General features: G+C 73.1%; 8 protein-coding genes. 1 reads left to right on the top strand and 7 read right to left on the bottom strand.

The features are described 5' to 3' along the window. Positions 1-20: 20 nt before the first annotated feature. The 7 genes from ACWGL3_RS26610 to ACWGL3_RS26580 form a co-directional block, all read right to left on the bottom strand. Positions 21-2240 carry an MMPL family transporter gene (locus ACWGL3_RS26610; RefSeq protein ID WP_267949176.1) on the bottom strand — a complete coding sequence of 740 codons (2220 nt, stop codon included), beginning with the start codon at positions 2238-2240 and terminating at the stop codon, positions 21-23. 22 nt (positions 2241-2262) lie between these two features. After that, positions 2263-3438, bottom strand: a complete 1176-nt coding sequence (locus ACWGL3_RS26605) for an alpha/beta hydrolase (protein WP_267949175.1) — start codon at positions 3436-3438, stop codon at positions 2263-2265. Between the two features lie 53 nt (positions 3439-3491). Next, complete coding sequence (locus tag ACWGL3_RS26600) at positions 3492-4661, bottom strand: alpha/beta fold hydrolase (RefSeq protein WP_267949174.1); 1170 nt, start codon at positions 4659-4661, stop codon at positions 3492-3494. Continuing rightward, positions 4648-7032, bottom strand: coding sequence for an MMPL family transporter (locus tag ACWGL3_RS26595; protein WP_267949173.1), 2385 nt, complete (start codon positions 7030-7032; stop codon positions 4648-4650). The genes ACWGL3_RS26600 and ACWGL3_RS26595 overlap by 14 nt, the downstream gene beginning before the upstream one ends. A 144-nt stretch (positions 7033-7176) precedes the next feature. Further along, positions 7177-8832 (bottom strand): FAD-dependent monooxygenase, encoded by a 1656-nt coding sequence (locus tag ACWGL3_RS26590; RefSeq protein WP_267949172.1) that lies wholly within the window; start codon positions 8830-8832, stop codon positions 7177-7179. Then, the gene (locus tag ACWGL3_RS26585; protein WP_267949171.1) at positions 8829-9506 is read right to left on the bottom strand and encodes an HAD family hydrolase; all 678 of its coding nucleotides are present in this window, start codon (positions 9504-9506) and stop codon (positions 8829-8831) included. Before ACWGL3_RS26585 ends, ACWGL3_RS26590 begins: the two co-directional genes overlap by 4 nt. Beyond that, entirely contained in the window at positions 9497-10534 is a 1038-nt protein-coding gene (locus ACWGL3_RS26580) for a ScbA/BarX family gamma-butyrolactone biosynthesis protein (protein ID WP_267949170.1), read from the bottom strand. The genes ACWGL3_RS26585 and ACWGL3_RS26580 overlap by 10 nt, the downstream gene beginning before the upstream one ends. 558 nt (positions 10535-11092) lie before the next feature. Here ACWGL3_RS26580 and ACWGL3_RS26575 point away from each other — a divergent pair. Beyond that, positions 11093-11881, top strand: a complete 789-nt coding sequence (locus ACWGL3_RS26575; RefSeq protein ID WP_267949169.1) for an AfsR/SARP family transcriptional regulator — start codon at positions 11093-11095, stop codon at positions 11879-11881. Positions 11882-12036: the final 155 nt, after the last annotated feature.

Raw genomic sequence — 12036 nt, 5'->3', positions numbered from 1 at the left:
GCCCCCGACACGCGGGCGTCCTACTCGGAGATCCCGAAGCGCGCGTGCACGCGCTTCAGCGGGGCCGGCGCCCACCAGTTGGCGCGGCCGGCCAACCGCATGAACACCGGCACCAACACGCCGCGGATGAGGGTGGCGTCCACCAGGATCACCACCGCCATGCCGATGCCGAGCATCATCAGGTAGAGGACGTCGGAGACGGCGTAGGTGGCGAAGGAGGCGGCGAGGATGACCGCCGCCGCCGTGACCAGCGGGCCGCTGCGCTGGAGCCCGGCCGCGACCGCCCTCGTGTTGTCCCCGGTCAGGTCGTACTCCTCCTTGATCCGGGACATCATGAACACCTCGTAGTCCATCGACAGCCCGAACGCGATGCAGAACATCAGGATCGGGAACGTCGTCTCCAGCGTGCCGTTGGCGGTGAAGCCCAGCACCCCGGACAGGTTCCCCTCCTGGAAGATCCACACCAGGACCCCGAACATCACCGCGAGGCTGAGCACGTTGAGCACGATCGCCTTGGCGGGCAGCAGGATGCTCCCGGTCATCAGGAACAGGATGACGAAGGTGATCGCGAGGATGAGCCCGAACACCAGCGGCACCTGGCCCAGCAGGGCCTCGCGGAAGTCGGTCAGGTCGGCCGGGTAGCCGCCGATCTGCGTGTCGCCGGGTGCGGGCACGTCCCGGATCCGCTCGATCAGGTCCTCGACGTCGGTGAGGGCGTCGGAGCCGGGCACCACGGAGAACCAGGTGGCCTCGGCCGAGCCGAACCTGTCGTCGGCCCCGGGCTCGGGCCCCGCGACCTCCTGGCCGCCCGTGTAGCGGCCCGTGAGCGCGTCCACCTGGTAGACGCCCTCCACCTGCGACAGGGCCTGCGCGTACTCGCCGAGGGCGGCCGTGTCGGCCCCTCCGGGCGTGTCCACCAGCACCTGCACCGCGTCCATCTCCTCCTGGACGAAGTTGGTCTCGATCTGGTCCTGGACGTCGCGGCTGGAGTTGCCCTGGGGCAGCACGCGGGCGTCGGGCAGACCGAAGTCGAGCCCCGTGGCCGGGGCCGCCAGGAGGAGCACCGTGCCCAGCGCGGGCAGGCCCCACAGGATCGGCCGGCGCATCATCCTCAGGGCGGTGGAGTGCCACCACCCGCTGTCGGGGTCGGGCTCGCGCTTGGGGCGCACGCGGTGCCCGACCTTGGCGAGCGCGGCGGGCAGGATGACCAGCGCCGCGAAGACCGAGGTCACCACGGCCCCCACGCCCGAGTAGGCGAAGGACTGGAGGAAGGGGAACGGGAAGAGCATGAGGCAGGAGAGCGCGACCGCGACGGTCAGTCCGCTGAAGAAGACGGTGCGCCCGGCCTTGGCCACCGCCAGCGTGACCGCCTCGGGGACCTTCCTCCCCCTGGCGAGCTCCTCGCGGAAGCGGTTGATGACGAACAGGCTGTAGTCGACGCCGAGTCCCACGCCCATGACCAGTGTGAGGTTGGCGGCGAAGGTGGACACGTCGGTGAAGTAGGTGACGCCGCGCAGCAGCGCGAGCGTGGCGATCACCGAGAAGAGGCCCATGGCCAGGGTCAGTGCGGCGACGGAGACCCTGCGGTAGATCAGGAGCAGCAGGACGAACACCAGCGGGAAGATGATCAGCTCGGCGCGGATGAAGTCGGCCTGCGCCTGCTGGGCGGCCTGGCGGAAGATCTCGTCGCCGCCGCCCACCTCCACGCGCAGGACCTCGTCGTCGCGGGTGAACTCCGGGGAGATCTCGCCGAGCGCCGTGCGCGCCTCGGTGACGGTCCCCTCCATGCGGACGGTGATCAGCGCCTGGGACCCGTCCTCGGAGCGCATCGCGGGGGAGTCGCCCCGGCCCCAGTAGGACGCGGTCTCGGCGACCTCCTCGCGGGAGGCCAGGTCCCGCTCCAGCGCGGTCGCCGCCTCGACGACCTGCGGGGCGTCCACGTCGCCGCCCTGGGCGGTGACCAGGAGCAGGAAGTGGTGCTTGCCGGTGCCGAAGCCGTCCTCCAGCAGCTGCTCGACCCGCTCCGACTCCGAGCCCGGGCTCTCGAAGCGGCTGAGGAGCAGCCGGTCCATGGTCCCGGCCGCCAGGACCAGGCTGACCAGGGCCAGTGCGATGCAGGCCAGGATCACCCGGCCGGGGCGCCGGGCCAGGCCCTCCCCGAGCCGGGTCAGGAACGGGGGGCGCCCCGGCGGGGCCCCTTCTGTGCTCGGTGGTGAGGTTGTCGTCGGTGACGAGGCCATCGTGTGTGTTCGCCTTCCAGGGTCAGGAGGTGGGGGCGTGCCGCTCCAACCACGCGGCAGCCGTCTCGTACAGGAGCTCGGATCCGGCGTCGACCGTCACGAAGTGGCCGGCGTCGTCCAGGGTGGTGGCGGTGACGTCGGGGCTGGAGGTGAACAGCCCGGGATAGCCCTCGACGCCCTGGCGGAGGACGTCGTGGGCGCCGAAGACCAGGTGGACGGGGACGTCGATCTCCCCGACCAGGTCCAGGTCGTAGAGGATCGCCATGGGCTCGGAGATCATGACGCCGCAGGGGTTGCGGCCCCAGTGCTCCTCCACCTCGGCGGCCACGGCGGGGTCGGCGTCGGCGCCGAGCCCCCCTTCGCGGAAGTCCTCCAGGGTGGGGTCGAAGTGGACGTAGCCGCGGGGGTCGCCCGGTTCGGCGTGCTCCTCGCCGCCCTCCAGACAGGTCTGGTAGGCGGTGAGGAAGCGCCGGTTGGTGTCGTCGGTGATGCCCACGGCCGCCCACCCGCTCAGGAGCAGGCCGTCCACGTCGCCGAAGGAGACGGAGGCGGTCTCGGCGACCAGGGCGCCGCTGGAGTGGCCGCCCATGACCACGGTGTCGAAGGCGGCGGGCTCGCCCCCCTCCACCCCGTACGCCCCCTCGCGGAGCTGCCCGACCACCTGGTTCGCGATGTCGGCGTGGGCCCCGCTGCAACTGGCGAAGCCGTCGGGGATGTCGCTGGACCCGTAGCCGAGGCGGTCGATGGTGACCGAGGCGTGGCCGCGGGCGGCCAGCTCGTTGACGTAGTTGCGCCCCTCGACGTCCAGCCGCCAGATCCACTCGCCCGTGTTGGTGCCGTGGACCAGCAGGGTCACGGCCGGGGCCTCGGCCTCCAGGACCTCGGCCGGCGCGGTGAGGTGGCCGCGCACGGTGTACTCCTCCCCGTCGGCGGAGCACCGGCCGCGGGTGCGGTTGACGTTGTCGACCGTGAACTCCACGGGGAGGTCCACCACCCCCTCGGGGAGTTCGGCGGGGGAGGCGGGCACGGCGGCGCCCGCCGCCCCGGGAGCTCCCGCATGCGGGGCCCCGGACGAGGTCCCGGGAAGGGGCCCGGGGGCCCCGGGGGCCCCGGGGGCCGCGGCCGTGGTGGCAGCGACGGTGAGGGCCGCGGCGACGGCGGCCGCCAGGCGGGCGGCGCGTCCGAGGGGGCGGGTCATGGGTGCTCCTTGGCGTGCGTGGGCGCCGGTCGGGCGGCGGGGTCCCGTGCGGTTCACCGCTCCTCCAGCCATGCGGCGAGGTCCTCGCGCAAGGCGGCGGCGCCCGGTTCGAGGACGAGGTAGTGGCCGGCGCCGGCGACCGTGACGGTCTCGCTCTCCGGCGCCCCGGTGAAGAGCGCGGCGTGCGAGGCCCCCTCGCCCACCCGGGTGTCGTCCTCGGCGAAGGCGAAGAGGACGGGGACGTCGATGCGGTCCACGCGGCGCATGTCGGTGGACAGTGCCTCCACCTGGGTCCCGAGGTCCCCGCAGGGGGTGCGGTCCTGGAGGGACGCGGCGAGCGCGGCGGCCGGTGTGGAGGTGTCGTGGAAGTTGGCCCTGGTGAAGGACGTGTCGCCGACGTCGACGTAGGTGTATCCGGCGGGGTCGTCCCCGTCCGGGTCGGGCGGACCCGAGCCGGCGTCGGCGGGGACCCCTCCCTGCATGCAGGAGGCCAGGCCGCCGAAGAAGCGGGCGTTGGCGCGGTCGGTGACGCCGGTGCCGCTCCAGGCCATCAGGACCAGGGCGTCGGGCGCCCCGGCCCCCTCGAAGGAGTAGGCGGTGATCTGGGCGATCTGGGCGCCGCTGTGGTGCCCGGCCAGGGTGACCCGGTCGAAGGCCGGGACGCCGCCGTCCAGCGCCGCGGGGTCCCCGACCGTGTAGTCGCCCTCGCGGACCTGGGCGATGACCTGCGACGCCATGTCGGCCTGGCTCCCCAGGCACAGGGCCATGCCGTCGGGGCGGTCGCTGGAGCCGTAGCCGAGCCGGTCCAGCGTGAGGGAGGCCTGGCCGAGCAGGGCCATCTCCTCCGCGTGGTGGAGGCCGGGCTCGTCCATGCGCCAGAACCACTCCCCCGCCGCCTGTCCGTGCTGGTAGACGGTGACGGCGGGGTCCTCCTGCGCGAGTGCCGCCGCCGGGGCGGTCAGGTGCCCCCGGAGGGTGTACTCGCCGCCGTCGCTGTTGCACGGCAGCCGGGAGTCGTTGCCGTTGGTGACGGTGAAGGAGACGGGGACGTCGACGATGTCGGCTCCGGCCATCCGGCGCGCGGTGGCCTCGGCCCGCTCCTCCGCCGTGGGCACGGGCGCCGCGGAGGTCCCGGAGCCGCCCGCGGGCAGCAGCACGAGCACGGCGGCGGCCACGGCGGCGGCGCCGGCCCCGGCGATCAGGGCCTTCCTAGTCCCGGACATGGGCCACCTCGGTGTTCTTCCTGTCGGGCTCCGCGACCGGGGCGGGCGCGGGGCCCTCCTCCGGGGTCGCGGGGCGGCCGGTCGTGGTGTCGGAGGGGGCCGCCCCGGTGTCCGGTGCGTCCCCGCCTGACCCGTGCGGGCGGACGGGCTCGGCCGCGCCCTCGCCGAGGGTCGCGTCGAAGGCCCGGTGGAAGCGGCGCAGCGGCTCGGGGGCCCACCAGGTGGCCCGCCCGGTCATGCGCAGCACCGAGGGCACCAGGAAGCAGCGCACGACGGTGGCGTCGACGACCACCGCCAGGGCCACGCCCCAGCCGAGCATCATCGTGTTGGTGACGCGGGAGGCGCCGATGGCGAGCAGGACGACCGCCAGGGTGACGGCCGCCGCGGTGATGATGCCGCCGGTGCGCCGGAGGCCGAGTTCGACGGCCTTGCGGTGGTCGCCCACCCGGTCGTACTCCTCGCGCATCCTGGACATCAGGAAGACGCCGTAGTCCATGGACAGGCCGAAGGCGATGCAGAACATGAGGACGGGCAGGGCGGTGTCGATGAACCCGGTGGGGGTGAATCCCAGCGGCCCGCTCAGGTTGCCGTCCTGGAAGATCCAGACCACCGCGCCGAACATGGCGGTGAGGCTGAGCGCGTTGAAGAGCACGGACAGCAGCGGCAGGACCAGGCTGCCGGTGAGCAGGTAGACGAGGACGAGCATGCTCACGACGACGGCCGTCAGCGCGAGCGGGATCTGCTCGGCGATCGCGGCCTGCGCGTCCACGACGGCCGCGGCCTGGCCGGAGACGGACGTCTCCAGCGGGGTGTCGACCGCGCGGATGGCGCGGACCAGGTCCTGGCTCTGGGGGGAGATGTCCTCCACCCCGGGGTCGGGCATCACCTGGAGGTAGGCGAGGTCGTCGGACTCGCGCAGGGCGTCCACGGGGGTGCGGGCCCGGGTGTTGGCGCCGTCGGAGTACACGCCCAGGGGCGAGCGGACCTCGTCGACGTCGTCCAGGGAGGACAGGGCGGAGGCGTAGGCGTCGAGGGCGGCGGCGTCGGTGTCCTGCGGGGGGCTGTGGACGAGCACGTCGACCGCTCCGGTCGCGGTCGAGCTGAAATCGTCGCGGATGACGTCCATGACCTGGCGCGACTCGGTCTCGGCGGGCAGCTGGCGGTCGTCGGCCATGCCGAACTCCACCCGGAGGAAGGGCAGCCCGGCGACGACCAGGACGATGAGCGACACGGAGGCGAAGAGGGGGGCGCGGCGCATGACGAGGCGGGTGAGCCGCTGCCAGCGCCGGTCGGCGGCGTCCTCCGGGGAGAGGGGTTCGACCGCGCCGGTGCGGCGGCGGAGCAGGCGGCGCGGGTCCAGGGAGTTGACGCGGTGGCCGAGGAGGGTGAGCAGGGCCGGGAGCACCACCAGTGAGGCGAGGGCCGCCAGCGCCACCACCGTCACGCCCGCGTAGGCGAAGGAGCGCAGGAAGTAGAGCGGGAAGAGCAGCATCGCGGCCAGGGCGGCGGAGATGGCCAGTGCGGAGAAGACCACCGTGCGCCCGGCCGTGCGGACGGTGACGGCGGTGGCCGTGGGCGGGTCGGCCCCGGCGGCCAGCTCGGCCCGGAACCGGCGCACCATGAGCAGGGCGTAGTCGATCGACAGGCCCAGCCCGAGGGCGATGGTGAGGCTCTGGGCGAAGACCGACACGTCGGTGAACCCGGCGATCACGTAGAGGGCGGCGTTGGTCCCGATGATGGCGACCACCCCGACCAGCAGGGGGAGGACCGCCGAGACGACGCTGCCGTAGACCCACACCAGGATGAGCAGGGTCAGGGGGAGGGCGATCAGCTCCGAGCGCAGGAGGTCCTCGGCGATGGTCGACTCGATGTCGTTCAGGACGGCGGTCTGCCCGCCGACGCTGACGGTGAGGGGGCCGTGCTCCCCTCCGTAGGCCTCCGCGATCGCGGCGACGGCGGGCCCCGCCTCGTCCTCCGTGCCGCTCACATGGGCGGCGATGAGGGCGCGGGAGCCGTCGTCGGACTTGAGCTCCTCGGAGCCGGTCTGCCAGTAGGAGGTGACGCCTGCGACGGCGTCCTCGTAGGCCAGCCCCTCGGCCAGTCCGAGCGCCCTGCGGGCGACCTCGCGGTCGTCCACCCCCGCCTCGGCCTCGACCAGGAGGATCAGGTTGGGCCGGCTGTCGGGGAAGTGCTCCTCCAGGACGTCGCCCGCCAGGGCGGACTCGGAGAGGGGGTCCTCCGTGCCCTGCCCCGCGCGGAGCCGGTCCGCGACCCCGGAGCCCAGGACCACGGCCCCGACCACGGCCAGCAGGGCGGTGAACAGCACCCACCAGGGTCTGCGCGTGGTCAGCCCGGTCAACGCGTCGAGCATCGTGCCACCCCCGTTCTTCTTGTGCGCGCGGGACCGCCGGTGGCGGTCGGAAGGCTCCGACCGCCACGGCGTGTACCGTCGTCGCCACAGTATCGTATAAGCATGCGACGATCATTCACCTAAACAATAGGGTTCACATATCGTTTACTTGGGGGAGTGCTGGACCCGCGGCAGCGGCGCGGAGCCGAGGAAGACCTCCGCCCGCCAGCCGGGGTCCAGGACGGCGACCGAGGCGACCACCGCGTCCGGGCGCACGTGCACCACCCACTCGCGCCCGCCCCCGCCCCCCGGGGGCCCGCCCCACCGGGCCACGTCGTGGGCCGCGGGGTCGGGCGCCGCGCCGTCGCGGCCGGTCAGCAGGAGCACGTCCACGTCCTCGGGGACCGCGCGCCTCAGCTCGGCCGCCGCGTCGGCGGCCCTCCGGGAGGAGCCGCCGACCAGCAGCGCCTGCCGCCCGGAGGCGAGGTAGTCGTGCAGGCTCTCGGCCTTGGTCCCGGCCGCGGGGACGAACGGCGCGTCGCCGATCCGCCGGCCCGGGACCGCGTTCCCCACCGCCTCGCGCTCCCGCCAGCCGGGCGGGGGCGCGGTGACGGCGGGGCTCTCCCGCAGGTCCGGGGAGATCTGGGCCAACTGCGGCACCAGCCGCTTCTCCAGCAGGCCCGACGCCGAGAGCGTGCGCATGAGCGTGTCGCGGACCAGGCGCGCCAGGGGCGCCCGCACCATCCACGTGCGGGTCTGCTGGTCCGCGCTGCGCACCACCGCCTGGGCGGTGGGCCGGCGTTCGAGCGGGTAGCTGTCCAGCAGCCCCTCCGGGGCGCCCCGGAGCACGGAGGCCAGTTTCCAGCCCAGGTCGAAACCGTCCTGGATGCCGGTGTTGAGCCCCTGGCCTCCCGCCGGGCTGTGCAGGTGGGCCGCGTCCCCGGCGATGAGCACGCGCCCGCGCCGGAACTCGCGCGCCACCCGGGCGTGGACCCGGAAGCGGCTGCGCCACCACACGCTCTCGATGCGCATCCCCGCGGGTCCCCGCTCGGCGAGCAGCCGGGCGAGCAGTTCGTCGCCGGGCGGCTCGGTGTCCCCATCCGGGGCGACGTCGAAGAACACCCGGTGCCCGCCGCCCGGCAGCGGCACGATCACCAGCACCCCGTCGGGGGTGAGGTGGTACTGGGCCTCCTTCTCGGGCACGGGGCCGCTCACCACCCCGTCGCTGAGCAGGAACACGCGGTCGTAGGTGTCGCCCTCGAAGGCCACGCCGAGCGACTCGCGGACCGCGCTGCGGCTGCCGTCCGCGGCCACCACCCAGGCCGCGGAGACCTCCTCCCGGCTGTCCGGGTCCCCCGAGGGACCGAGGACGACCCGCACGCCCTCCCCCGTCGGCTCCGCCGAGTGGACCTGGGTGGACCACTCGACGGACCCGCCGAGTTCGAGGAGGCGGTCGTAGAGCGCCTGCTCGGTGCCGGGCTGGGGCAGGCAGACCGGGCCGGGGAAGGCGGTCCCCTCCAGACCGCCGAAGCGCACCCCGCCGATCCTGCGTCCGCCGGAGAAGTAGGACGCCGACGCCAGCGGGAGGGATTGGCCGATCACCCTCTCGTGGACGCCGAGCCTGCGCAGGACCTCCAGGGCCCCGCTCCACAGGATGAGCGCCTTGGGCTCCTCGGCGACCCCCGCGCGGCGTTCGACCACGCGGCAGGGCACGCCGTTCTGGAGCAGGGTGCACGCGGCGGCGAGCCCGGTGGGCCCGGCGCCGACCACCAGCACCTGCGGCTGCGGCTGCGGCTGCGGCTGCGGGCCGGGGGCGCTCACAGGACCCCCTCCGCCGCTCGCCGGGGCTCGCCCGCCGCGTCCAGGAGCGCGCTCACGTCGGCGATCGCCTGGGCGTTGTCGCGGAAGCGGACCGTGGCCATGCCCATCCTGGCCGCGGGCTCCAGGTTCGCCTCCAGGTCGTCCACGAAGAGGCAGCGGTCGGGCGTCAGGTCCAGTCGCGCGAGGAGGCGCTCGTAGATCTCGGCGTCGGGTTTGCGCACGCCCTCGTGCGCGGAGTTCACCACGACCTCGAAGAGGTCGTCGGCGGGGACGGTGGCCCGCCAGAGCTCCTCCCACTCGATGACGTTGTTGGTGAGCAGGGCGATGCGGTAGCCGTCCCCGCCCAGCCGGCCCAGGAACTCGGCGAACTCCCGGTTCCCGGTGCGCCCGGCGAACCAGGCCTCGCCGAAGGTCCGGCCCTCGGGCAGCGCCCATCCCCCCTCGGGGAGCTCGGCGGTGATCTGCGAGACGAGGTCCGCCTCCGTGATGGCCCCGACCTCCAGCAGCGCCATGGGGTCGGCGCCGTTGCGCTCGGCGGCGGCCCCCATCGCGGTGAGGATGGCGTCGGGGGTCAGCCCCGCGGCCCCGGCGAAGTGCTCCAGGGTCTCGATGAGCGGGTTGGTGAGCACGCCGCCGTAGTCGCAGACGACGGCCTCGATGCGCTTCAGGACCACTGCGCCACCTCGATCCGGAAGGTGCTGCCCGCGACGCCCTGCTGGATGACGCGGACGTCCGCGCCCATGACCGGGCCGAACCGCTCGTCGCTGCGGAAGGGGACCAGGTCTGCCTCCACGACGGAGGCGAGGTCGTTCTCGGAGAACGAGGAGAAGGACGCCTCCACCGAGACGGGGGCCAGGGTGGCCGGGTCCAGTCCGCTGGAGCGCGCCACGGCCGCGACCGCCAGCTGGCGGGCGGCCTCGATGAGCAGGTTGCCAGGCAGGTGGTCCAGCGGGTGGTCGAACAGGTGGGGGTGGCTGTGGTCGGGGACCACGGTGGCCCTCCAGCCCTCCTCGCCGCGCTGCACCGGTTCGGTGATGACGACGTTGCGCGGGTCGCGCCGGCCGACGACCGAGGGCCGGGCGGGGACCGCGCGGGGCGCGGGTCCCGCGCTCCAGTCCAGGGCGTTGCGCCCCTTGCTGCGCAGTGCCTGGTAGGTGAGCTTGCTGACGAAGATGAGCGCGCCGGTGGCCTTGGCGACCTCGGTGCCGTTCAGCAGGACGTCGCCCCGGAAGTCGTATCCGCGAAGCTTCCCGGCCTGGTTGCGGTAGAGGTCGGCCTCGGTCCGGACCAGGAGCCGGCCGGGCTCGGAGCCCTGGCGCAGACCGTCGAGGTCGGTGATGTCCAGCGACATGCGCTGCATGATGAACGCCCGGTCCATGGGGACGTTCAGGTGCCGGTGGGAGATGAGCACGCCGGTCTGGCGGCACGCCTCCAGGATCAGGGGCAGGTCGTAGGCGGTCGACTCCAGCATGACGTGGCCGCGGGGGAGCTGGGCGGCCACGTCGAAGGTGCTCTCCCCCGTCTGCTGGGAGTCGGTGACGAAGACCTCGGAGACGGCGTTGCGGTGGACGAGCCCCCGGGGCACCGTCGAGTCGTAGTCGAGTTCGCGGACCTCGGCGTGCTCGGGGTCGAGCCCGGCGAGGGTGACGCGGTCGCTGGCCCCGGTGGCGGCCGGCTGCGCGCTGGTCGTTGCGTGGTTCATGTGCTTCCCTTTCGTTCACGTTCCCCGGGCGGGAGGCGTCTCCGCGTCGGGGGACGAGGTTCGGAACGGCAAAGAAGGGTGGTTCCCGTGTCGGGGCGGGCGGGCCACGGGCCGCCTCCGCACAGGACCGAGTATCCGGAGGCGCCCTGAAGGAGCCCTGAACAAGACCTGAAGGCGAATCGCGAAAGAAGTTCGCATTTTGCCGCGCACAGCACATCCACCTGCGAAAATGCACGCGCAATTGATCAAGGACCATGATCGTCATGGGATTGTGACTATCAACACAAGAGATGGCCTTGGGCTTGTCCGTAACCCCAGGGGCTGCGAAGCCACCGCGGTCGGCGCCGGAGCGGAACTTATCCATTACTTACAGGCATGGCCTGCGTGTTTATGATCGACTCGCCGCGCCCCCGGCGGCATCGAAGCGGCTGGGAGCGCTGTTCCACCCCGCAAGACCCTGGAATTCTCTCGGCGCCGGAACCCGGAATGAAGGACCGGAGAACCGAAAGAAGCAGGAGCACGTCAACGCGAGGAAGAGTCAGCTGGAAAGGCTCCTGAATGCACAGAACACAGCCTGAGACCACCACCCTGGGCGTACTGGGCGAACTGGCGGTCACCGACGGCACCGTCTTCCTCCCCCTGGGAGCCCCCAGGCAGCGCGCGGTGCTCGCCGCCCTGGCCATCAACGCCAACCAGTCACTGACCACGCAGCGCATCATCGGCATGGTCTGGGGTTCGACCTATCCGGCCTACGCCAACAACCTGGTGCACAAGTACGTCTCGGGCCTGCGCCGGGCCCTGGCCGGCCTCCCGGTCCACCGCCAGGTCCGCATCGAGAGCGGGTCCGAGGGCTACCGGCTCGTCGCCAGGCTGGACCAGCTCGACCTGACCCTGTTCCACATCCATGTCGAAGCCGCGCGCGACCTCCGTGAGCACGGGGAGCCGGGACGCGCGGCGGAGATGTTCGGGGAGGCCCTCGCCCTGTGGCGGGGCCCCCTCCTCGGCGAGCTGCCCGGAATCGCCTTCGACGACGAACGCGACTTCATGGAGACCGTCCGCCTGGTGGTGCTGGAGGAGTACGCAGCGCTGAGCATCCAGGTCGGCCGCCACAACGACGTGGTGGGGATGCTGCGCACCACCCTGCGCCACCACCCCTTGGAGGAGAACCTGGCCAGGCTGCTGATCCTGGCCCTGTACAAGGCGGGGCGCACGGCCGAGGCGATACGCGTGTACCAGAGGCTGTCCTCACGGATGCTGGGAGAGCTGAACATGCCGCCCCGCCCCGAGCTGAACGACCTGTACCACGCCATCCGGCGCCACGCGCCGATCCCCGCCCCGCACGCCTGACCCCGAGCGGCGGACACCGCCCGACGGCAGCGCGCCCCGTCCCGGCACCGACGCACCGCACCACAGCACCCGACCGCACGCGACGGCCGGCACGCCGGGCCCGGTCGGCCCGGCAGGCGCCGAGCACAGCGCTCCCCGGCGGCATGCCGCCGGGG

Source organism: Nocardiopsis sp. NPDC055824, from assembly GCF_053616335.1.
This window is presented reverse-complemented; position numbering and strand designations above follow the sequence as displayed.

Excerpts from the sequence above, each read along its gene's own strand:
- ACWGL3_RS26595 (WP_267949173.1), bottom strand. The coding sequence starts at position 7,032 with ATGCTCGACGCGTTGACCGGGCTGACCACGCGCAGACCCTGGTGGGTG.
- ACWGL3_RS26580 (WP_267949170.1), bottom strand. The coding sequence starts at position 10,534 with ATGAACCACGCAACGACCAGCGCGCAGCCGGCCGCCACCGGGGCCAGC.
- ACWGL3_RS26600 (WP_267949174.1), bottom strand. The coding sequence starts at position 4,661 with ATGTCCGGGACTAGGAAGGCCCTGATCGCCGGGGCCGGCGCCGCCGCC.
- ACWGL3_RS26605 (WP_267949175.1), bottom strand. The coding sequence starts at position 3,438 with ATGACCCGCCCCCTCGGACGCGCCGCCCGCCTGGCGGCCGCCGTCGCC.
- ACWGL3_RS26610 (WP_267949176.1), bottom strand. The coding sequence starts at position 2,240 with ATGGCCTCGTCACCGACGACAACCTCACCACCGAGCACAGAAGGGGCC.
- ACWGL3_RS26575 (WP_267949169.1), top strand. The coding sequence starts at position 11,093 with ATGCACAGAACACAGCCTGAGACCACCACCCTGGGCGTACTGGGCGAA.